The following is a 20,450-nucleotide window of genomic DNA, read 5'->3' on the forward strand; positions in this document are numbered from 1 at the left end:
TCAGGAGAAATTTTCCTTGGGCAACGCACGAAATATCGCCTTTTGGGTCGTCCTATTCCTGTTGATCCTTGCGCTTTTCAACATCTTCTCCGGCGGTGGCAATACGCTTCAAAGCCGTGAGATCAGCTATTCCGATTTCGTGTCGGCCGTTGAAAACGACACGGTCAGCTCTGTCACACTGGACGGCGAACAGGTTCGGTTCCGCAGCGCGGACGGACAGGACTATGTGACCATCAAACCGGAAGATGCGACGGTCACCGATCTCTTGATCGCAAATGACGTTCCGATCCGCGCCGAACAGCAGCAGCAATCCGGGTTCCAGTCCTTCCTGCTCAGCCTGCTCCCGTTCCTTCTTCTGATCGGTGTGTGGATCTATTTCATGAACCGTATGCAGGGCGGTGGCAAAGGCGGTGCGATGGGCTTTGGAAAGTCCAAGGCAAAGCTGCTCACCGAAAAGCATGGCCGCGTGACCTTTGACGATGTCGCCGGGATCGACGAAGCCAAGGAAGAGCTTGAGGAAATCGTGGAATTCCTGCGAAATCCGCAGCGGTTCTCGCGTCTGGGCGGCAAGATCCCGAAAGGTGCATTGCTCGTCGGTCCTCCGGGTACCGGTAAGACGCTGCTCGCGCGCGCCATTGCAGGCGAAGCGGGGGTGCCGTTCTTCACAATCTCGGGTTCCGACTTTGTGGAAATGTTCGTCGGAGTTGGTGCCAGCCGCGTCCGCGATATGTTTGAACAGGCGAAAAAGAACGCGCCATGTATCGTTTTCATCGACGAGATTGACGCCGTCGGCCGCGCCCGCGGTGCCGGTTATGGTGGCGGCAACGATGAACGGGAACAGACGCTGAACCAGCTTCTGGTCGAAATGGACGGGTTTGAGGCGAACGAAGGTGTGATCATCGTCGCTGCGACCAACCGTCGTGACGTGCTGGACCCCGCTCTGCTGCGTCCGGGTCGTTTCGATCGTCAGGTCACGGTGCCGAACCCCGACATCAAGGGCCGGGAAAAGATCCTTGGTGTGCATGCGCGCAAGACGCCGTTGGGCCCGGATGTGGACCTGCGCATCATCGCACGCGGAACGCCGGGGTTCTCGGGCGCTGATCTGGCGAACCTCGTGAACGAAGCCGCACTTATGGCGGCGCGCGTCGGGCGTCGTTTCGTGACGATGGAAGATTTCGAGAACGCCAAGGACAAGGTCATGATGGGCGCGGAACGCCGCTCCATGGTGCTGACGCCGGATCAAAAGGAAAAAACCGCCTACCACGAGGCAGGTCACGCCGTGGTTGGTCTGGCTCTGCCGCAATGTGATCCGGTCTACAAGGCAACGATCATTCCGCGCGGTGGCGCGCTGGGGATGGTTGTGTCTCTGCCGGAAATCGACCGCCTGAACTGGCACAAGTCCGAATGCGAGGAAAAGCTGGCCATGACCATGGCGGGCAAGGCCGCCGAGATCATCAAATACGGCCCTGAAAACGTGTCGAACGGCCCTGCGGGGGACATTCAGCAGGCCTCCGCTTTGGCCCGTGCGATGGTGTTGCAATGGGGCATGTCCGACAAAGTGGGCAATATCGATTACCGCGAAGCTGCGGAAGGCTATAGCGGCAACACCGCCGGGTTCTCGGTGTCGGCCAACACCAAGGAAATGATCGAGCAAGAGGTGAAACGGTTCATCCAGGACGCGTACGAACGCGCCTTCGCCATTCTGACCGAGCGTAAGGATGAATGGGAACGTTTGGCGCAGGGGCTTCTGGAATACGAGACCCTGACCGGCGAAGAGATCAAACGCGTGATGCGGGGCGAATCTCCGCAGGCGGGTGACGATGATGATCCGGGCGACGTTGCTGAAAAACCAAGCATCACGGCGATCCCGAAGACCAAGGCCAAGACCAAGGCCAAGACCAAGGCCCGCAAGGACGACGGTGATCTGGAGCCGGAACCAACGCTCTGATCCTCTTACATTGACGGCACAAACCCCGGCGTCCTGGCGTCGGGGTTTTTCTTTGCCGCTTTGTCATCTTTCGGGTTGTCCATCGACGGAAGCCGCGTTTTCTTGCGCAAAAACGTTTCTGGAGATGTGCTGTGCCCGCCCTCAAATCTACTGATTTCACCGCCGTCGTTCGCTGGATCGGATGCGTTCCCCTTGCGGGTGAGGCGATCCTGTCGGCGCCGTTGGACCGCTTGGAGCTTGGGTTTGACGGACCGCTGGGTGAGCGTCATTCAGGACGGACAAGGCCATCCTGCAGCCGGGTCACCACTCAACATCCACGCGGCACGGACATCGCGAACGTGCGTCAATTGTCAGTTCTGTCGACCGAGGATCTGACCGCGATCGCATCGGATATGGGTTTGGACGCAATCGATCCCGTCTGGTTGGGCGCAACCCTCGTGATCGAAGGGATCCCCGATTTCACATATGTGCCGCCATCGTCGCGCCTGCAGGGGCCGGACGGCGTCACGCTGATCGTGGATATGGAGAACCGCCCCTGCCACCTTCCTGCGCGCGAGATCGAAGCGGTGCATCCGGGCAAGGGAAAGGCATTCAAGACTGCCGCGCGGAATCGCCGGGGAGTGACCGCCTGGGTCGAACGACCGGGAACGCTCGCTCTGGGTGACAGCCTTCGGCTGCATGTGCCTGATCAGCCGGTCTGGCCACATCTCGAAGCTGCGCGTTCGTAGCGTAAACGCCGTGGTGTTTCCGATTGGCGTCGGCGCGGTAATGATCCCGCCGCAGTTTAGCCGGGAAGTGTCGGTTTCACCGTGCCACGGCTCTGGTGCACAAAGGTATGCGTGGGGCAAATGACGTTCCGAACAGGGGAGCCCTTTCATGTCGTACAAGTCGGATATTGAGATTGCGCGCGAGGCGCAGAAGCGCCCGATCATGGAGATTGGAGAGAAGATCGGGATCGGGTCGGATGACCTTTTGCCCTATGGCCATGACAAGGCGAAGGTCAGCCAATCCTTTATCAACTCGGTGCAGGATCGTCCGAATGGCAAGCTGATCCTTGTGACCGCGATCAACCCGACGCCGGCGGGCGAGGGCAAGACGACGACGACGGTGGGTCTGGGCGATGGTCTGAACCATATCGGCAAGAAGGCGATGGTCTGCATCCGCGAAGCCTCGCTTGGGCCAAACTTCGGCATGAAGGGCGGCGCTGCTGGCGGGGGCTATGCTCAGGTGGTTCCGATGGAGGACATGAACCTGCATTTCACCGGCGACTTCCACGCCATCACCAGCGCGCACAGCCTGCTGTCGGCGATGCTCGACAACCACATCTACTGGGGCAACGAGCTGGACATCGACACCCGCCGTGTCGTCTGGCGGCGTGTGGTCGACATGAACGACCGTGCGCTGCGCCAGATCACGTGCTCGTTGGGCGGTGTGGCCAATGGCTTTCCGCGCGAAGCAGGCTATGACATCACCGTGGCCTCCGAAGTCATGGCGATCCTGTGCCTCGCGAAAGACCTCAAGGATCTCGAAAAGCGGCTGGGCGACATGATCGTGGCCTACAAGCGCGACCGCAGCCCGGTCTTCTGCCGCGACATCAAGGCGGAAGGCGCGATGACGGTGCTGCTCAAGGATGCGATGCAGCCTAACCTCGTGCAGACGCTGGAAAACAACCCGGCCTTCGTGCATGGCGGCCCGTTCGCCAACATCGCCCATGGCTGCAACTCGGTGATCGCAACCACAACCGCACTCAAGCTTGCTGATTACGTGGTGACGGAAGCGGGCTTCGGGGCCGATCTCGGTGCCGAGAAGTTCATGAACATCAAGTGCCGCAAGGCCGGCATTGCCCCGTCGGTGGTGGTCTGCGTGGCCACGGTGCGGGCGATGAAGATGAACGGTGGTGTCGCCAAGGCCGATCTCGGGGCCGAGAATGTGGAGGCGGTCAAGAAGGGCTGCCCGAACCTGGGCCGTCACATCGAGAACCTCAAATCCTTCGGCGTGCCGGTGGTTGTGGCGATCAACCACTTCGTCACCGACACCGAGGCCGAGGTCGACGCGATCAAGGCCTATGTGAAAGAGCATGGCGCCGAAGCGGTGCTGTCGCGCCATTGGGAGCTGGGGTCGAAAGGATCGGCCGATCTGGCACGCAAGGTGGCCGAAGTGGCGGATGCGGGTCAGGCGAACTTTGCGCCGATCTACCCGGACGAGATGTCTCTGGCCGACAAGATCCAGACCATCGCCAAGCGCATCTACCGCGCGGACGAGGCGCTGATGGATCAGAAGATCCGCGACCAGCTGAAGCTGTGGGAAGAGCAGGGCTATGGCCATCTGCCGGTCTGCATGGCCAAGACGCAGTATTCTTTCACCACCGATCCGAACCGCCGCGGCGCGCCGACCGGCCATTCGGTGCCGGTGCGCGAAGTGCGTCTGTCTGCCGGGGCGGGCTTTGTCGTGGTGGTCTGCGGTGAGATCATGACCATGCCGGGTCTGCCGCGGGTGCCGTCGGCGGAGAACATCCGCCTGAACGAGGCGGGCCAGATCGAAGGCTTGTTCTGAGCCGATGGCGGGTGGGCGCTCGGGTTTGGCCCATCGCCCCACCCGCCATCCCGCAAGGTGCCCGTGACCAGCGGGCGGTCTTGGAGGGCATCTGGCGGAATTGCGTATTTGAAAAGAGAAGAAGGACGGATCATGGGCGCTCGGATCATCGACGGAAAGGCCTTTGCCGCCACTGTGCGCGGGCAGGTGGCAGGGCATGTCGCGCGGCTCAAGGCCGATCACGGCATCACGCCGGGTCTGGCGGTTGTGCTGGTGGGCGAGGACCCGGCGAGCGAGGTCTATGTCGCCGCCAAGCACAAGCAGACCGTCGAGGTCGGCATGGCCTCGTTCGAGCACAAGCTGCCTGCGGATGTGTCCGAGGCGGACCTTTTTGCGCTGATCGACCGGTTGAACGCCGATCCGAATGTGCATGGCATCCTGTGCCAGTTCCCGGTGCCGGATCATCTGGATGAACGTGCTGTTGTCGCGCGGATTGATCCGGCCAAGGACGTGGACGGGTTGAGTGTGGTCAACGCCGGTCTTCTGGCCAGTGGCGAAAAGGGGCTGGTGTCCTGCACGCCGCTGGGGTGTCTTATGCTGCTTCGCGACCAGATCGATGCCATGTCGGGGCTGGACGCAGTTGTGATCGGGCGGTCAAACCTGTTCGGCAAGCCGATGGCGCAATTGCTGCTGCAGGAAAACTGCACCGTGACCATCGCGCATTCGCGGACCAAGGATTTGGCCGCTGTCTGCAAGCGCGCCGATATTCTGGTGGCCGCCGTGGGACGGGCCGAGATGGTCAAGGCCGACTGGGTCAAACCGGGGGCCACCGTGATCGACGTCGGCATCACCCGAATTCCGCATCCCGACAAACCCGGCGCGACCAGGCTCCTCGGCGACGTCGATTTTGCGCAGGTGTCCGAGGTGGCCGGAGCGATCACACCCGTCCCCGGCGGCGTCGGCCCCATGACCATCGCCTGCCTGCTCGCCAATACCCTCACCGCCTGCTGTAGGGCGCATGGCATTGAAGAACCCGAAGGGCTGACGGCCTGAGCCCCGCGCCGGGCGATCGCCCGGCCTTCCTACGCCTGCGCCTTGGGCAACGCGCACAACATCTCAAACAGAAGATTCGATGCGATCAGGGCGGTGGTGCCCGTGGTGTCGAAGGGCGGCGATACTTCAACCAGATCACCGCCGACGAGGTTCAAGCCAGCGCAGCCGCGCACGATTTCAAGCGCCTGCCATGTGCTGAGGCCGCCCATCTCGACCGTGCCGGTGCCCGGGGCGAAAGCAGGGTCGAGGCTGTCGATGTCGTAGCTGAGATAAACCGGCGCATCGCCGATCTTGGCGCGGATTTCGGCCATCAAAGGGGCCAGTGACTTATACCAACATTGCTCCGCCGGGATAACGTTCCAGCCCTGATTGCGTGCCCAGTTCCAGTCGTCCGGGGAATACCCCGATCCACGCAAGCCGATCTGCCAGACCTTGTCGTTCTGCAGGCAGCCTTCTTCCCACGCGCGGCGGAAGGGGGTGCCGTGGGCTTCTTTCTCGCCGAACATCTCATCGCTGGTGTCGGCATGGGCATCCACATGGATCAGCGCGACGGGTCCGTGTTTTTCCTTGATCGCGCGCAGGATGGGCCATGTCAGTGTGTGGTCACCGCCCAATGTCAGCGGGATCGTGTCATGTTTGAGGATCTCGCGGTAATGGTCGGTGATGATGCCGATGGTTTTCTTCAAATCGAAGGTGTTCACCGCCACGTCGCCGATATCCGCCACCTGCATACACTCGAACGGCGCCGCCCCTGTGGCCATGTTATAGGGGCGCATCATGCGGCTTTCTTCGCGAATTTGGCGCGGGCCAAGCCGTGTTCCGGGGCGGTTCGACGCGCCGTGGTCCATCGGGATGCCGACAAAGCACGCATCCAGCCCTTCGGCGGTGGGCTGCGCGGGCAGGCGCATCATCGTGTTGGGGCCGGAGAACCGGGGGGATGTGTTGCCGCCCAAGGGCTGGTTGTATGTCGGCATTTACTGTTCCTTTACAGGTCGACGGGCATCATGGTGCCCATGAGGCTGGCAATGTGGCGTTCGGTACCATCGGATTCAGCGTAAACATCAGAGGCGACGACAATCAGACGCCGTCCGGGTTTGATCACGCGGCCACGGGCGATAAGGCGGTCGCCGATGGCCGGGGCCAGCAGGTTTATCTTGATCTCGGCAGTCACGACCTCCTGGGTATCCGGGATCAGCGTCAGGGCGGCATAACCCGCTGCGCTGTCGCCGATGGAAAACGTCAGGCCCGCATGACCGAAGCCTTGCTGCTGGCGCGATCCGGGCAGGATCGGGGCGCTTATGGTCGCGGTGCCCTCGCCGGTTTCGACAAGTTCTGCGCCCAAGGTTGCCATCATGGACTGGCTGTCGAAGCTGGCTTGAATGCGTGGGTTCGTGCTCATGCGCAAACAGTGAGCATGCCGCGTGGGTCAAGACAAGGGGGCGAGGCCCGGCATCGGGATTTTGCAGGGCTTGGGTCCGGTCAGAATGGCCTGTGCGTGCGGTGACATCAGTCTGGTCAGCGCGGGATCATGGCTGTGCAATCCACCGGTGAAGGCGCCGTAAGCGGGCAGGATCAGGCGTGTTTCGTCAAACAGGAAACAGGGCCGTGTCAAGGCGCGACCGCGCAGCGACAGCGTGGCTTTGGGATGGTAGTGGCCTGAGACTTCGCCGGGCGTCGGGGTGGGTTCCGCGATATGGCGAAAGTGCAGGGGGCCAATGATGAGACTGCGTCGGTGGGTGCCGCCAAGCTGCACGGGACCCGGATCGTGATTGCCTTCGATCCAGACCCAATCGAGACCTGCTTGGAGCGTTGTGAGGCTCAAGAGGTCGGACTCGGGCAGCGCTGTTTGCAGCGTAGGTGCGTCGAAGCTGTCGCCTAGGCAAATCACGCGACGGGCTTTGGTCGCAGTCAGATCGCCCGACAATCGGGTCAGTGTTTCGGTTGTTTCGTAGGGCGGCAATTGCGCGCCACCAAAGCGCGCGGCGCGGGCGGATTTGCCAAGATGCAGGTCAGACACGACGAGCAGTTCTTGCGCTGGCCAAAATAACCCGCCCGTTGGCAGGGCGTGCAGGGTTTCGGACTGGAAAGAAAACTCAAGCGCGTTCATGCTTTGTTCATCGCCGGACCTTACAACGATGGCAAGGGCCAATGACCCCTGTCACAACATGGCGGGCACCACCTGATCGGGTGGGCGGTGTCCATCGGCAAAAGTTTTGACGTTGATGATGACTTTCTCGCCCATCTCAAGGCGGCCTTCCTGCGTGGCCGACCCCATATGGGGGAGCATGACGACATTCGGCATGTTGCGCAGTTCGGGATTGCCGCGATGGCCGTGTTCGTACACGTCAAGCCCTGCGCCGGCCAATTCACCCGCCTTGAGCATGCGGGTCAGGGCGTTTTCGTCGATCACCTCGCCGCGCGAGGTGTTCACGATCACCGCGCTGGGTTTGAGAAGTTTGAGCCGCCGCGCGTTGAGCAGGTGGAAAGTAGAAGGCGTATGCGGGCAATTGACCGACAGAATATCCATGCGCGCGACCATCTGGTCGAGGCTTTCCCAATAGGTCGCCTCAAGCGCGTCTTCGATCTCGGGGCGAAGGCGGCGACGGTTGTGGTAATGGATCTGCATGCCAAAGGCTTTGGCACGGCGCGCAACCGCCTGACCAATGCGTCCCATGCCAAGAATGCCAAGACGGCGCCCACCCAGACGACCGCCCAGAAACGCTGTCGGCGCCCATCCTTCCCAATCGCCGGTCTGCATCACGCTAAGGCCTTCGGGAATGCGGCGGGTCACGCTGAGCATGAGGGCAAGGACCATGTCGGCGGTATCTTCGGTGACCACGCCGGGGGTGTTTGAAACAAGGATGCCGCGGCTGCGGGCCGTGTCGACGTCGATGTGATCGACCCCGGCACCGAAATTGGCGATCAGGCGAAGCTGGTCTCCGGCCTGACCGATCAGACCGGCGTCGATCCTGTCAGTGACGGTCGGGACAAGGACGTCGGCGACTTTGACCGCCTCGATCAACTCGGCTTGGGTCATCGGTTCATCGCTGTCCCGGAGGCGGACGTCGAACAGTTCTTTCAGGCGTGTCTCGACGGCGTCCGGCAAACGTCGCGTGACGACAACACTCAGACGTTTTGATGGCATGCTTTCGCTCCCACTACTTCCCCGGCGTGTCAGGTTTTGGCACAGTGTCCCAAAGGCGCGGCGGGCACAAGAACCTGCCGCCAAAAACCAAAAAACCAAGCAAATTGAGGCGCATCACATGAGCTGGCTTTCGTTACGGGCGTTGATGGGTGGTTCCCTGTCCGTCGCATTGATCATCGGACTGCTGAGTTCCGGCCCCGCGATGGCCGCAGATCGTGGTTCGGTGACGAATTTGCCATTGCCGCGCTTCGTTTCCATGAAGGCGAGCGAGGGCAATGTCCGGCGTGGCCCGTCGCTGTCGCACCGAATCGACTGGGTCTACAAACGTCGCAACATGCCGTTGCAGATCACGGCAGAGCATGAACATTGGCGTCGCGTTCAGGACCGCGACGGGGCCGGCGGCTGGGTGCATTATTCGCTGCTGTCCGGGGTGCGCACGGCGATTGTCGAAGTCGACTTGCTTAACCTTTATGCGCGGCCGGATTCTTCGACCCAGGTCAACGCGCAATTGGCTTTGGGTGTCGTGGCTGAGGTTCGCGAATGTCTGCCCGACTGGTGCGAATTGTCGGCTGGCGGTTACCGCGGATGGGCGCGCAAGGGATCCTATTGGGGCGTTCTGCCAGAAGAGGTTTTCGAGTAATCCAGCACGGGAATTGACCTGACTCGTGAGGGTCAGGCTGCCTGATGAATAAGGATCGCCGCTTCGGACGAGGACAGGTTGCGCCGCGCAAAGTTGCCATAGCCTTGCGGGTTGAATTCGACGCTGGGCAGCATGTCCCGCAGACGCGCGCGATCCGCTGGGTCCAAGGTCGACAAGGCGGCATTTGCGGGGTGAAAACTTTCCGACTCGACTCCATTGGCGAACAGGATTTCGTGCTGCGGCAAGAGCATGTGCACATAGGTGATTTCGCGCACATTCAGGTCAATCGACACGCGTTCATGGTCTACCAGATCACGCGCGGCAACCAGAACTTCGGGCGTGTTGAAAAGATCCATCGCGACGCGACCCTTGACCAGCATCCGATGCTCGGGTGACACCAATAGATCTTCGTCAGGCTCATCCAGCCCGAACAATCCCGCGCGGATGCGGATCGGACGCAGTTTCGGCATCGCGAACAACCGCGCACCGCTCATACGGCGCTGACCCATCCATTGGATCGGCTGGCATCCGTTGTCTTTCGTCTGCACGAGGTCGCCTTCGCGCAACTCCTCAATGAGTTTGACACCGTCGGGCGTCAGAATGCGCGTTCCGGGTGTAAAGCAGATCACAGCGCCTTGGTGTTCGGCATCACTTTGCGTGATCGTATTCACCAATGATGCGTGAACGACCCACAGGTCGCTGTTTTTCGGCGGCAAAGAATTCAGGAACATCAGCAGCGGTGGTTTGCGCGTGCCTGACTCGATCAGTGTGACGGTGTAGGTGCTGCGGCCATCCGTCAGGACAAAGCACTTGTCGGCGATCGGGTGGTCAACCGCGATGACGCTCAGGTCGGTGGTGTCTTCGATGGCCGCCCCAACCAGACGTCGCACCATGCGCGCCGCCCGTTTCCGGCGATCCGCCTCTCCCTCCGCATCGTCCAGTCGCAACAGGTCGTTCGGTCCATCCACGCGGACGGCCTCACCTTCCCAACCCCAAGTCACACCGACCTTCAGGAAATCGACCGGAGCCGACTGAAGCGTGTCTATATTTGTCTGCGACCAGGAGATGACGAACGTGCCATTGTAAGCCGTTCCCATGTTCCTGAATGCCTGCTCTCTTTAGTTTTATTTTTTATCTAAAGTTAGCGCGCGTTGCGCAGGTGTGCAGGCAAAATTACGCCAACGTGCAGCTTTGCCGCAAATTTATTGCGCACCGTGATTCTTGGGCAACGGGTGACGCAGGGTAAGCGCTATTCTGCTGGGTTGAACCCGACGATCAACTGCCGCAAGCCAAAAGCGGCCCCGGCAAAAATTGCGAGAAAAGTCACTGGTGCGCTCAAGGCGAGGACGGAAAAGGCGCTGATACCCTGGCCGACGGTGCAGCCCAGAGCGATGACCGCTCCTGCGCCCATCAGCGCTGCGCCAAAGATCTGGCGCCGCAATTCCCGCGGGTCTTCGCAGGCTTCCCAGCGGAAATGTCCCTTAATGAGCGATCCGATGAAGGCACCCAGCCAGACACCTGCAACCGATCCAACGGCAAAGCTGACTGGCTGTGCCGAGCCGATCATCCACCACAGGATGCTTTCGCCCAAGGGCGCGGCAAAGCTGTGCGACACGACAGGCAGCGCTTCGAAGCCGGTGTTGGCCACCCATGACGTGCCAGCCCAGCCACTGATGATGGCCAGACCGACCACGACCGCCCAGACAGCCGATTTGGGGTTGTCAGCAAAGGCGCGCGAGCTGGCAGAGATGGCCAGCACGATCAGGCCGATGCTCAGTCCGATTGCTGTTGAGGAAACGCCGGTCCAATGCGCGGTCGCATGCGCGATACCGGGGGGCACGTCGCCGGGGAGAACAGGGCTTTGCGGGAACAGCATGTCCCGCAAGGGGGCCAGCGGGCCGCTTAGAACGACATAGGTCGACACGCCCATGACAAGCACAATGACAAAGCTGCGCAGGTCGCCGCCGCCCAACCGGGCCACCGCGCCGTAACCGCAGTTTCCGGCAAGTGCCATGCCATAGCCGAACATCAGACCGCCTACGACCGAGGCCCAGGGCAACCAGTTGATCGACAGGTAATAGGTCGTCCCGGCATCAACGAGACCGGCCCCCATGAGGGCGAAACTGCCAACGATCGCGGTGCCGATGGCAATGCCCCACATGCGGATACGGGTATCAGAGCCGCCATAAAGCAGGTCTTCGATCGCGCCCAATGTGCAAAATCGGCCAAGTCTTGCGGCCAGTCCCAGAAGGACACCACCAAATAATCCAACGGCGGCCACAATGATGTGCTCCGGAACGCTCTCCAGCATGTGCTGTCCTCCCAAGACAGGCTCCCGCGTCAAGTATGCGGTCAGCGCGATGTGAGAGCAAGGAAAGAGTAGAGGGCGGCTTCAGTCGTCTTTGCAGAACAAGTCGTATACGCATTCCAGCATCTTGCGCGGTTTGTCATCGGCAAGACGGTAAAAGATTGTCTTGCCATCGCGCCGCGGAATAACCAACCCTTCCAGCCGCAACCGGGACAGCTGTTGCGACACCGCAGCCTGACGGGCGGCCAGCAGTTCCTCGAGCTCGGTCACGGATTTTTCGCCGGTGACGAGGTGGCACAGGATCATCAGGCGACCTTCATGGCTGATCGCCTTGAGGAAATTGGACGCAGTCGTGGCCTTGTCAACGATCCGATCAAGTTCGTCTTCGTTCAGATCTGGACTGAGCTGAGGAAGTGCCATGCCGTGCCTCTAGTTCCTGAACGTTTCAGTCCCGGTGGATGATGCGAAGTCTGTGTTGTCCAACAGCAGCTTTGTCAGCAGCGGCCAGAAAAAGTCTTCACCGGGATACCCCTCAATACGCGCCTGTTCCTGACCCTCGTTTACCAGAACAAATGTTGGCGTGAAAAGTACGCGACGTGCATAGGTGATGCCTTCCGGCGGTCCCTGACGCAAATCTGCACGCAAAAGAGGCGCAAACTTGCCTTCATCCGTTTTGGGATAAGCCGGACCAATTTCTGCGTCCCACCGCTCGCAGTAAATGCAGCCCGGTTGTTCGACCATAACAAGGAACGGTTCTGCCAGAGCGTCCGAGGACCATGCCGGAAAAACCAATACACCAGTTACAAGCGCGAGGGCGTTCAATGCGTTCATCATTCACCAATTGACGGCGTCTGGACAAAACACTTAATCTGAATATGTGAATAATTCAAGGAATCTCCGTCCATGTTCGATATTTCTTTCGCGGGCGCGGCACTTGCGGGGCTCCTGAGTTTCTTCACGCCCTGCATTCTGCCGATGGTTCCCTTCTACCTGTGCTACATGGCCGGGATTTCGATGAACGAACTGAAGGGTGAAGAGGATGTACCGCGCGGGGTCGCGTGGAACCTCGTTCTTTCGGCCTGTTTGTTTGCGCTGGGTGTGACGACGATCTTTGTGCTGCTCGGCATGGGGGCGACGGCGGTGGGGCAAGCCTTTGCCGATTATCGTGAGCCTTTGCGCTATGTCGCGGCGGCGGTGCTTTTGGCATTTGGCCTGCATTTCCTTGGCGTTGTGCGCATCCCGATCCTTTACCGCGAGGCACGGGTGGAGGCGAAAACCGAACCGACCACGCTGATCGGCGCTTATGTGATGGGGCTGGCCTTCGGGTTTGGCTGGACGCCCTGCGTCGGCCCGGCGCTGGCCTCGATCCTGATGATCGCGGGCGGGATGGGGGACATCTACCAAGGCGGATTGCTGCTGTTCGTTTACGGGCTGGGCATGACCATCCCCTTTGTCATTGCGGCGCTGTTTTCCGGCCCGTTCCTGCGCTGGACCGCCCGCAACCGCAGTTTTCTGGGCTACGCCGAAAAGGTCATGGGCGGTATGTTGATCCTGTTTGCGGTGCTGATCGCAACGGATACCGTGAACCTGATCGCGGATGCCATGCTACGCTGGTTCCCGAATTGGTCATCGCTGGGATGACCGTCAACCGAGGAGGAGGAAGGAAGATGAAACATTTTCTGGCAGGCGCATTGGCGCTGGTGATGGCGCTTCCGGTGGCGGCGGCAGAGCTTGGGGATGACGGTTTGCACAAGCAGCCGTGGATGCGCGACACATTCAAGGATCTGCGCGAGGACCTTGGTGAAGCGAATGCCGAGGGCAAGCGGCTGGTGCTGTTTTTCGAACAACGTGGATGCATCTATTGCGAGAAGATGCACAAGGAGGTGTTCTCGGATGCCACGGTCAGCGATTTCATCGCCGAGAACTATTTCGTGGTGCAATTGAACCTGCATGGCGACATCGAAGTCACCGACTTTGATGGTGAGGTTCTGTCCGAGAAAGACATGGCCCGAAAGTGGCGAGTGCTCTTCACACCGAACATCGTTTTCCTGCCGGAAGAGGTGCCAGAGGACCAAAACGCGCTCGAAGCGTCCGTTGCAGTGATGCCGGGCGCCTTTGGCAAGGGGACCACTTTGGACATGTTTACATGGGTTGTTGAAAAGCGCTACATGCCTGAATTTGAAGAGGATTTTCAGCGCTACCATGCACGCCGGATTCAGGAGCGCAGCAACGGAAGCACCGACTGATCCTGCGACATTCATACTCAATTATTCACTTCTGTGAATTTGTTGTTGCGTGAATCAAGGTCAGTGGCCTACGGTATACAAAGCCATATGTCAGCTCGGTCAACGTATCGGGCGGTAAGGGAGGGACAATGAAGCTAACAGGTATTTCCGCAGCTGTCGTGATTTTCGCGACGGCAGCCATCGCCAACCCGATCACTCCGGGTGAGGTGCAATTCGACGACTACGGCGCGATCGCGGCATCGTTGTCGGGTGTCGAGGGCGACGCAGCCAACGGCGCCAAAATCATGACCAATCGCGGCAAGGGCAACTGCGTGGCCTGCCATGCGGTAACCGCGCTAAGCGATGCTCTTTTCCATGGCGAGGTCGGTCCGACACTTGATGGTATCGCGGATTACCGCAGTGCCGAAGAACTGCGCGGCATCGTGGCCAACGCCAAGATGACGTTCGAAGGCAGCGTGATGCCCGCCTTCTACAAGACCAGCGGATTCATCCGCCCCGGTGATGGTTACACCGGTAAAGGTGCAAAAGAAGAAGACCTGACGCCCATTCTGACGGCGCAGGAAATCGAAGATGTGGTGGCGTTCCTGCTGACGCTGAAGGGCAGCTGAGCTGCTGTCACTGAATTAGGAGATAAGACATGGATTTCACGAGACGCGAAACCTTGGCACTCACGGGGGCAGCGGCGCTGACCTTCGTCCTGCCGTTCCGCGCCAACGCTGCGGTTGACGATGCGATCGCAAATTTCACCGGTGGTGCCGCTGTTGGCGATGCCGGTGTTGAACTGACCGCCCCCGAGATTGCCGAGAACGGCAACACGGTTCCGATTTCGGTGTCGGCACCCGGCGCAACGGCGATCATGATTCTGGCCGCAGGCAACCCGACACCCGGCGTTGCAACGTTCAACTTTGGCCCGCTCGCCGCGTCCCAATCCGCCAGCACGCGTATGCGTCTTGCCGGTACCCAGGACGTTATCGCCATCGCCAAACTGGCCGATGGCAGCTTTGCCCGCAGCTCGAAGACCGTGAAGGTCACAATCGGCGGCTGTGGCGGCTAACGGTCAACAGACAGATTTCAGGAGATAAAACATGGCATCCGGTGTAAAACCCCGCGTCAAGGTTCCCAAGTCCGCCTCTGCTGGCGAAGCAATCGTCATCAAGACGTTGATCAGCCATCCGATGGAATCGGGCCAGCGCAAAGACAGCAGCGGCAATCCGATCCCGCGCTCGATCATCAACCGCTTCACCTGCGAGTTCAACGGCCAGAGCGTGATTGACATCACGATGGAACCGGCGATTTCGACCAACCCGTATTTCGAATTCGAGGCCACTGTGCCCGAAGCCGGTGATTTCGCGTTCACCTGGTACGACGATGACGGGTCCGTCTACAACGATACACAATCCATCGCGGTCTGAGCAGAAGCTCCTTCCTGTCCCGGTTCACGGGGCAGGGATAATTTTGGGAGGGAACAGAATGAAATATAAGGCAATGACAGCGTTCGCCGCGCTGGCCATCTCGGCCCCGATGCTTTTCGCTGGCGGAGCGGATGACGATACGCTGTCCATCGACGGCGAGGTCATGATCTCCAAGACTGCGGCACCCGCGCATATGGCAGAGACAGGCATCGACACCATCATCTCGGGCTGGCACTTCCGGGAAGATGACACCCAGGCGATGCAGACGGACACCTTTGATAACCCCGGCATGATCGCCGTGGATCAGGCGATCGACGCATGGAACACCGTCGAAGGCACGGCTGAAAAGTCCTGCGCCTCGTGTCACGAAGGCCCCGAGAGCCTTGCCGGTGTCCGTGCGGTGTACCCCAAGTGGAACGCCGAAGCCGGTGAGATGCGGACGCTTGCGATGCAGGTCAACAACTGCCGCACCGAACAGATGGGTGCCGAAGCTTACAAATATGACGGCGCACAGATGACTGCGATGGAGGCCCTGATCTCTGTCCAGTCGCGTGGTATGCCTGTGAACGTGGCCATCGACGGTCCTGCCGCAGAATACTACGAGAAGGGCAAGGAAATCTATTACACCCGCTACGGTCAGCTCGAGCTGTCCTGCGCGAACTGCCATGAACAGAACTACGGCAACTACATCCGTGCCGACCACCTGTCTCAGGGTCAAATCAACGGTTTCCCGACCTATCGTCTCAAGAACGCAGGTCTCGTACAGACACATAACCGCTTCCGCGGCTGTATCCGTGACACCCGCGCCGAGACATTTGCAGTCGGCTCATCGGAATTCATTGCGCTCGAAGTCTATGTCGCCTCGCGCGGCAATGGCCTGAGCGTCGAAGGTCCGTCGGTCCGTCAATAATCTCAAGGCCCGCGCTGGCAACGGCGCGGGCTTTTTCCCATCCAACTTATTCACACATGCGAATGTGTGACCGGAAATCCAAGAAGGCCTTCCCATGATCTCACGTCGCGATTTCCTTCAGGTGTCGATGGCCGCATCCGCGCTTGTCGGCGCATCTGGTTTCGGCAACTGGTCCCGTCTGGCAGCGCAACAGGCGCTGACTCAGGATCAGCTTTTGCAGTTCGACACCTTTGGCAATGTCTCGTTGATCCACGTCACTGACATTCACGCCCAGCTCAAGCCGATCTACTTCCGCGAGCCGTCGGTGAATATCGGTGTCGGTGACAACCGCGGTGCCGTGCCACATGTCACCGGGGCCGATTTCCGCAAGCTTTACGGCATCGATGACGGCAGCCCCTCCCACTACGCGCTCAGCTCTGGCGATTTCTCCTCCCTGGCCAAAGCTTATGGGCGCGTCGGCGGCTTGGATCGCGTGGCCACTGTGGTCAACGCGATCCGGGCCGATCGCCCGGATGCTCTGCTGCTGGATGGCGGTGATACGTGGCACGGGTCCTATACCTGCTACCACACCGAAGGGCAGGACATGGTCAACGTGATGAACCAGCTTCTCCCGGATGCGATGACCTTCCACTGGGAATTCACGCTTGGTTCGGCCCGCGTTCAGGAGATCGTCGAAGGTCTGCCTTTCGCGGCACTCGGTCAGAACATCTTTGACGCCGAATGGGACGAACCGGCCGAGCTGTTCCCACCCTACCAGTTCTTTGAACGGGGTGGTGTGAAGATCGCCGTGATCGGTCAGGCCTTCCCCTATATGCCGATTGCAAACCCCGGCTGGATGTTCCCGGAATACTCCTTCGGTATCCGTGACGAGAACATGCAGATGATGGTCGACGAAGTGCGTGCACAAGGCGCCGAATGCGTCGTCTGCCTCAGCCACAACGGGTTCGACGTTGACAAGAGCATGGCCAGCAAAGTGACAGGCATCGACGTGATCCTGTCCGGACACACGCACGACGCTCTGCCCGAGCCGGTTCTGGTGGGTGAGACGATCATCGTGGCCTCTGGCTCCAACGGCAAATTCGTCAGCCGCGTCGATCTCGACATCCAGAACGGCCGCATGATGGGCTTCCGCCACAAGCTGATCCCGATCTTCTCGGACGTGATCACGCCCGATCCCGAGATGACCGCGCTCATCGACGAACAGCGCGCGCCTTACAAGGCCGAGCTGGAAGAGGTGATCGGCCAGACCGACAGCCTTCTGTACCGTCGTGGCAACTTCAACGGCACATGGGACGACCTGATTTGCGATGCGCTGATGAGCGAACGCGAGGCCGACATCGCGCTTTCGCCGGGCGTGCGTTGGGGGCCAAGCCTGATCCCCGGTGACAACATCACCCGCGAGGATATCTGGAACGTCACCTCCATGACTTACGGCAAAGCCTACCGATCCGAGATGACCGGCGAGTTCCTCAAGATCATCCTCGAAGACGTGGCCGACAACATCTTCAACCCTGATCCCTACTACCAGCAGGGTGGCGACATGGTGCGTATCGGGGGCATGGGCTACCGCATCGACGTGCAGAAGCCGCAGGGCGAACGCATCACCGATATGGTGCTGCTCAAGACCGGCGAAGCCATTGATCCGGCGAAGAATTATGTCGTCGCAGGCTGGGCGTCGGTCAACGAAGGTACCGAAGGTCCGCAAATCTGGGACGTGGTCGAAGCACATATCAAAAAGCTTGGCACCGTCACCGTTCAACCCAATGACAGCGTCACCGTCGTGGGCGCGTAACTTCAACCGGAGTATGAGATATGTCTGATATGCTCAAACCCTCCCGCCGCGCGTTTCTGCGGGCCTCTGCCGCGGCTGCGGCGGGGCTGACTGCAGCGGGCGCTGCGCGGGCCAATGGTCCCGATCCGCTGATCACCGAAGTGCAGGAATGGGCCACCGTGTTCGGCGATGGCGTTGACGCCACGCCGTACGGTCTGCCGATCCAGTATGAAAGCGATGTGGTGCGCCGCAATGTGGAATGGCTGACCGCCGACACCACCAGCTCGATCAACTTCACACCCATTCACGCGCTGGATGGTACGATCACCCCGCAGGGCTGTGCGTTTGAACGCCATCACTCGGGGGCCATCGAGCTGCGCAAGGAAGATTACCGTCTGATGATCAATGGCTTGGTCGATACGCCTCTGGTGTTCACCTATGCCGATCTCGAACGCTTCCCGCGCGAAAACCACGTCTATTTCTGCGAATGTGCGGCGAACACGGGCATGGAATGGGCAGGCGCGCAGCTCAATGGCGCGCAGTTCACCCACGGCATGATCCACAACATGGAATATACCGGCGTGTCCCTGCGTACCCTTCTGAACGAAGCGGGCCTTGGCGCGGCGGGCGATCTGGCTGACAAATGGGTCTATGTCGAAGGCGCGGATGCGTCCTCGAACGGGCGATCCATCCCGATGGACAAGGCGCTGGACGATGTTCTGGTGGCGTTCAAGGCGAACGGTGAAGCGCTGCGCAAAGAGCACGGCTACCCGGTGCGTCTGGTTGTTCCCGGTTGGGAAGGCAACATGTGGGTCAAATGGATCCGCCGCATTGAGGTCACGGCAAACGCGGTCGAAAGCCGCGAGGAAACGTCGAAATACACCGACACGCTGGCCGATGGGACAAGCCGCAAGTGGACATGGGTGATGGACGCGAAATCCGTCGTCACCTCACCCAGCCCGCAATCCCCCATCACGCATGGCGCGGGTCCGCTGGTCATCACCGGTCTTGCATGGTCGGGCCATGGCGCGATCACCCGCGTGGACGTGTCCAAGGACGGCGGCAAGACATGGGAAACCGCGCGTCTGGCCAAGCCGGGCGAGAAGATGGCACTGACCCGCTTCTATCTCGACACCGAATGGAACGGCGAGGACATGCTGCTCCAGTCGCGGGCAATGGACGAAACTGGATATGTTCAGCCGACCAAAGCGCAACTGCGCGAAGTGCGCGGCGAGAACTCGATCTATCACAACAACTGCATCCAGACGTGGCACGTCAAACCCAACGGGGAGGCCGAAAATGTCGAAGTCTCTTAATCTTTTCGGCGGAACTGCACTCGGCACCGTGGCCGTCCTGACAATGGCGGTGAACTTTGCCGACCGCAACATCGCGGGGTTCCCGGAAAACCCGCCGGTGATGACGGCGATTGCACCGCCCGTGGTGTCGAGCGGTCTGGTCGCTGCAGCGAATGCCTCGACAGGCGCAGGTGAAGGCAAATTCGGCCTTGGACGCCCTGCGCTGGCGGAAGAAATCGCGGCGTGGGACCTCGATGTGAGTCCGGATGGAACGGGCCTTCCGGTTGGCTCCGGGTCTGTCGAAGACGGCGAAATGATCTTCTCTGAGAACTGCGCGGTCTGTCACGGTGAGTTTGCCGAAGGTGTCGACAACTGGCCGGAACTGGCGGGCGGCGAAGGCACGCTCGCAGACGCGGACCCGGTCAAGACCGTGGGCAGCTATTGGCCCTACCTGTCGACCGCATGGGACTACGTCCACCGCTCCATGCCTTACGGCAATGCGCAGACGCTTACCAATGACGAGGTGTACGCCATCGTTGCCTATATCCTCTATTCCAACTTCATCGTGGATGACGATTTCGTTCTGTCGAACGAGAACTTCCTCGAGGTCGAGATGCCGAACGCAAATGGCTTCATCATCGACGACCGGGCCGAGACCGAATACACGATCTGGCGCACCGAGCCTTGCATGGAAAACTGCAAGGAGACCGTCGAGATCACCATGCGCGCGACCGTGCTGGATGTGACGCCCGAGGAAGAGGGCGCTGAAGCCGCCACCGAGGCACCAGCAGTTGTCGAGACCGCCGCTGTTGCGGAACCCGTTGCCGAAGCAGCCGAGGCCGCGCCTGTCGCAGTGGCTGCCGCAGCCGGCCCGGACCCCGAACTGGTGGCCGCCGGTGAAAAGGTCTTCGGCAAGTGCAAGGCTTGCCATCAGGTTGGTGACGGTGCGCAAAACCGGTCGGGTCCTGCGCTGAACGGCATCGTTGGCGCAGACATCGCCTCGGTCGATGGGTTCAAGTATTCCAAGACGCTTGCCGAAATGGAAGGCAACTGGACTCCGGAAAATCTTGCAGCCTTCCTTGCTGACCCGCGTGGCTATGCAAAAGGCACCAAGATGAGCTTTGCCGGCCTGAAGAGCGACGACGACATCGCGGCTGTCTCGGCCTATCTTTCTACCTTCGAATAATACT

At 60.3% G+C, this 20,450-nt stretch carries 22 protein-coding genes; 14 read left to right on the plus strand and 8 right to left on the minus strand.

Annotated elements, in window-relative coordinates; translation table 11 throughout:
- Positions 1 to 16: 16 nt before the first annotated feature.
- From ftsH to folD, 4 genes are all read left to right on the plus strand, one after another.
- Positions 17 to 1,948, plus strand: coding sequence for an ATP-dependent zinc metalloprotease FtsH (ftsH, locus tag ACMVPR_RS00170; RefSeq protein ID WP_416881198.1), 1,932 nt, complete (start codon positions 17 to 19; stop codon positions 1,946 to 1,948).
- 131 nt (positions 1,949 to 2,079) lie between these two features.
- Positions 2,080 to 2,676: an MOSC domain-containing protein gene (locus ACMVPR_RS00175; RefSeq protein ID WP_416881199.1), complete on the plus strand. Its 597-nt coding sequence runs from the start codon at positions 2,080 to 2,082 to the stop codon at positions 2,674 to 2,676.
- Between the two features lie 148 nt (positions 2,677 to 2,824).
- Positions 2,825 to 4,501, plus strand: a complete 1,677-nt coding sequence (locus ACMVPR_RS00180) for a formate--tetrahydrofolate ligase (RefSeq protein WP_416881200.1) — start codon at positions 2,825 to 2,827, stop codon at positions 4,499 to 4,501.
- A gap of 132 nt (positions 4,502 to 4,633) precedes the next feature.
- Positions 4,634 to 5,533 carry a bifunctional methylenetetrahydrofolate dehydrogenase/methenyltetrahydrofolate cyclohydrolase FolD gene (gene folD / locus ACMVPR_RS00185; RefSeq protein ID WP_416881201.1) on the plus strand — a complete coding sequence of 300 codons (900 nt, stop codon included), beginning with the start codon at positions 4,634 to 4,636 and terminating at the stop codon, positions 5,531 to 5,533.
- Between the two features lie 29 nt (positions 5,534 to 5,562).
- Here folD and speB read toward each other — a convergent pair whose 3' ends face one another.
- Genes speB through ACMVPR_RS00205 form a run of 4 tightly spaced genes read right to left on the minus strand, consistent with a single transcriptional unit; the run spans position 5,563 to position 8,678 of the window.
- On the minus strand, positions 5,563 to 6,507 hold the full coding sequence (speB, locus tag ACMVPR_RS00190) for an agmatinase (RefSeq protein ID WP_416881202.1): 945 nt from the start codon (positions 6,505 to 6,507) through the stop codon (positions 5,563 to 5,565).
- A gap of 11 nt (positions 6,508 to 6,518) precedes the next feature.
- Positions 6,519 to 6,932, minus strand: a complete 414-nt coding sequence (locus ACMVPR_RS00195; RefSeq protein ID WP_416881203.1) for a PaaI family thioesterase — start codon at positions 6,930 to 6,932, stop codon at positions 6,519 to 6,521.
- 27 nt (positions 6,933 to 6,959) lie between these two features.
- Positions 6,960 to 7,640 carry a ligase-associated DNA damage response endonuclease PdeM gene (gene pdeM / locus ACMVPR_RS00200; protein WP_416881204.1) on the minus strand — a complete coding sequence of 227 codons (681 nt, stop codon included), beginning with the start codon at positions 7,638 to 7,640 and terminating at the stop codon, positions 6,960 to 6,962.
- A 51-nt stretch (positions 7,641 to 7,691) separates the two neighbouring features.
- A complete protein-coding gene (locus ACMVPR_RS00205; RefSeq protein ID WP_300586459.1) occupies positions 7,692 to 8,678 on the minus strand; it encodes a 2-hydroxyacid dehydrogenase in 987 nt (328 codons plus the stop codon).
- Positions 8,679 to 8,796: 118 nt separating this feature from the next.
- On the opposite strand from ACMVPR_RS00205, the gene ACMVPR_RS00210 reads away from it, so the two are divergent.
- A complete protein-coding gene (locus ACMVPR_RS00210; RefSeq protein WP_416881205.1) occupies positions 8,797 to 9,318 on the plus strand; it encodes an SH3 domain-containing protein in 522 nt (173 codons plus the stop codon).
- A gap of 32 nt (positions 9,319 to 9,350) precedes the next feature.
- Here ACMVPR_RS00210 and ACMVPR_RS00215 read toward each other — a convergent pair whose 3' ends face one another.
- From ACMVPR_RS00215 to ACMVPR_RS00230, 4 genes are all read right to left on the minus strand, one after another.
- Positions 9,351 to 10,415, minus strand: coding sequence for a Hint domain-containing protein (locus ACMVPR_RS00215; RefSeq protein WP_416881206.1), 1,065 nt, complete (start codon positions 10,413 to 10,415; stop codon positions 9,351 to 9,353).
- 152 nt (positions 10,416 to 10,567) lie between these two features.
- A complete protein-coding gene (locus ACMVPR_RS00220; RefSeq protein WP_416881207.1) occupies positions 10,568 to 11,629 on the minus strand; it encodes a YeeE/YedE family protein in 1,062 nt (353 codons plus the stop codon).
- An 81-nt stretch (positions 11,630 to 11,710) separates the two neighbouring features.
- The gene (locus tag ACMVPR_RS00225; RefSeq protein ID WP_416881208.1) at positions 11,711 to 12,046 is read right to left on the minus strand and encodes an ArsR/SmtB family transcription factor; all 336 of its coding nucleotides are present in this window, start codon (positions 12,044 to 12,046) and stop codon (positions 11,711 to 11,713) included.
- Positions 12,047 to 12,055: 9 nt separating this feature from the next.
- Entirely contained in the window at positions 12,056 to 12,460 is a 405-nt protein-coding gene (locus ACMVPR_RS00230) for a thioredoxin family protein (RefSeq protein ID WP_416881209.1), read from the minus strand.
- Positions 12,461 to 12,529: 69 nt separating this feature from the next.
- Here ACMVPR_RS00230 and ACMVPR_RS00235 point away from each other — a divergent pair, with 69 nt between their 5' ends.
- The 9 genes from ACMVPR_RS00235 (at position 12,530) to ACMVPR_RS00275 (ending at position 20,446) form a co-directional block, all read left to right on the plus strand.
- Positions 12,530 to 13,267: a cytochrome c biogenesis CcdA family protein gene (locus ACMVPR_RS00235; protein WP_292268984.1), complete on the plus strand. Its 738-nt coding sequence runs from the start codon at positions 12,530 to 12,532 to the stop codon at positions 13,265 to 13,267.
- A gap of 26 nt (positions 13,268 to 13,293) precedes the next feature.
- Complete coding sequence (locus tag ACMVPR_RS00240) at positions 13,294 to 13,872, plus strand: thioredoxin family protein (protein WP_416881210.1); 579 nt, start codon at positions 13,294 to 13,296, stop codon at positions 13,870 to 13,872.
- A gap of 128 nt (positions 13,873 to 14,000) precedes the next feature.
- Positions 14,001 to 14,480, plus strand: a complete 480-nt coding sequence (gene soxX, locus ACMVPR_RS00245) for a sulfur oxidation c-type cytochrome SoxX (protein ID WP_300586449.1) — start codon at positions 14,001 to 14,003, stop codon at positions 14,478 to 14,480.
- Between the two features lie 29 nt (positions 14,481 to 14,509).
- Positions 14,510 to 14,926: a thiosulfate oxidation carrier protein SoxY gene (gene soxY, locus ACMVPR_RS00250; RefSeq protein WP_292268979.1), complete on the plus strand. Its 417-nt coding sequence runs from the start codon at positions 14,510 to 14,512 to the stop codon at positions 14,924 to 14,926.
- 31 nt (positions 14,927 to 14,957) lie between these two features.
- On the plus strand, positions 14,958 to 15,284 hold the full coding sequence (soxZ, locus tag ACMVPR_RS00255) for a thiosulfate oxidation carrier complex protein SoxZ (RefSeq protein ID WP_292268978.1): 327 nt from the start codon (positions 14,958 to 14,960) through the stop codon (positions 15,282 to 15,284).
- 58 nt (positions 15,285 to 15,342) lie between these two features.
- Positions 15,343 to 16,194, plus strand: coding sequence for a sulfur oxidation c-type cytochrome SoxA (gene soxA / locus ACMVPR_RS00260; protein WP_416881211.1), 852 nt, complete (start codon positions 15,343 to 15,345; stop codon positions 16,192 to 16,194).
- Positions 16,195 to 16,288: 94 nt separating this feature from the next.
- The gene (soxB, locus tag ACMVPR_RS00265) at positions 16,289 to 17,986 is read left to right on the plus strand and encodes a thiosulfohydrolase SoxB (RefSeq protein WP_416881212.1); all 1,698 of its coding nucleotides are present in this window, start codon (positions 16,289 to 16,291) and stop codon (positions 17,984 to 17,986) included.
- 20 nt (positions 17,987 to 18,006) lie between these two features.
- The gene (gene soxC / locus ACMVPR_RS00270; protein WP_416881213.1) at positions 18,007 to 19,281 is read left to right on the plus strand and encodes a sulfite dehydrogenase; all 1,275 of its coding nucleotides are present in this window, start codon (positions 18,007 to 18,009) and stop codon (positions 19,279 to 19,281) included.
- Positions 19,265 to 20,446, plus strand: coding sequence for a c-type cytochrome (locus tag ACMVPR_RS00275; RefSeq protein WP_416881214.1), 1,182 nt, complete (start codon positions 19,265 to 19,267; stop codon positions 20,444 to 20,446). The genes soxC and ACMVPR_RS00275 overlap by 17 nt, the downstream gene beginning before the upstream one ends.
- The last annotated feature ends 4 nt before the right edge of the window (positions 20,447 to 20,450 follow it).

The sequence above is a fragment of the Marivita sp. genome (assembly GCF_048006345.1).
GTDB lineage: Bacteria > Pseudomonadota > Alphaproteobacteria > Rhodobacterales > Rhodobacteraceae > Marivita.

Coding starts and splice junctions, on each gene's coding strand:
- ACMVPR_RS00180 (WP_416881200.1), top strand. CDS start 2,825: ATGTCGTACAAGTCGGATATTGAGATTGCGCGCGAGGCGCAGAAGCGC.
- folD (WP_416881201.1), top strand. CDS start 4,634: ATGGGCGCTCGGATCATCGACGGAAAGGCCTTTGCCGCCACTGTGCGC.
- speB (WP_416881202.1), bottom strand. CDS start 6,507: ATGCCGACATACAACCAGCCCTTGGGCGGCAACACATCCCCCCGGTTC.
- ACMVPR_RS00195 (WP_416881203.1), bottom strand. CDS start 6,932: ATGAGCACGAACCCACGCATTCAAGCCAGCTTCGACAGCCAGTCCATG.
- pdeM (WP_416881204.1), bottom strand. CDS start 7,640: ATGAACGCGCTTGAGTTTTCTTTCCAGTCCGAAACCCTGCACGCCCTG.
- ACMVPR_RS00205 (WP_300586459.1), bottom strand. CDS start 8,678: ATGCCATCAAAACGTCTGAGTGTTGTCGTCACGCGACGTTTGCCGGAC.
- ACMVPR_RS00210 (WP_416881205.1), top strand. CDS start 8,797: ATGAGCTGGCTTTCGTTACGGGCGTTGATGGGTGGTTCCCTGTCCGTC.
- ACMVPR_RS00215 (WP_416881206.1), bottom strand. CDS start 10,415: ATGGGAACGGCTTACAATGGCACGTTCGTCATCTCCTGGTCGCAGACA.
- ACMVPR_RS00220 (WP_416881207.1), bottom strand. CDS start 11,629: ATGCTGGAGAGCGTTCCGGAGCACATCATTGTGGCCGCCGTTGGATTA.
- ACMVPR_RS00225 (WP_416881208.1), bottom strand. CDS start 12,046: ATGGCACTTCCTCAGCTCAGTCCAGATCTGAACGAAGACGAACTTGAT.
- ACMVPR_RS00230 (WP_416881209.1), bottom strand. CDS start 12,460: ATGATGAACGCATTGAACGCCCTCGCGCTTGTAACTGGTGTATTGGTT.
- ACMVPR_RS00235 (WP_292268984.1), top strand. CDS start 12,530: ATGTTCGATATTTCTTTCGCGGGCGCGGCACTTGCGGGGCTCCTGAGT.
- ACMVPR_RS00240 (WP_416881210.1), top strand. CDS start 13,294: ATGAAACATTTTCTGGCAGGCGCATTGGCGCTGGTGATGGCGCTTCCG.
- soxX (WP_300586449.1), top strand. CDS start 14,001: ATGAAGCTAACAGGTATTTCCGCAGCTGTCGTGATTTTCGCGACGGCA.
- soxY (WP_292268979.1), top strand. CDS start 14,510: ATGGATTTCACGAGACGCGAAACCTTGGCACTCACGGGGGCAGCGGCG.
- soxZ (WP_292268978.1), top strand. CDS start 14,958: ATGGCATCCGGTGTAAAACCCCGCGTCAAGGTTCCCAAGTCCGCCTCT.
- soxA (WP_416881211.1), top strand. CDS start 15,343: ATGAAATATAAGGCAATGACAGCGTTCGCCGCGCTGGCCATCTCGGCC.
- soxB (WP_416881212.1), top strand. CDS start 16,289: ATGATCTCACGTCGCGATTTCCTTCAGGTGTCGATGGCCGCATCCGCG.
- soxC (WP_416881213.1), top strand. CDS start 18,007: ATGTCTGATATGCTCAAACCCTCCCGCCGCGCGTTTCTGCGGGCCTCT.
- ACMVPR_RS00275 (WP_416881214.1), top strand. CDS start 19,265: ATGTCGAAGTCTCTTAATCTTTTCGGCGGAACTGCACTCGGCACCGTG.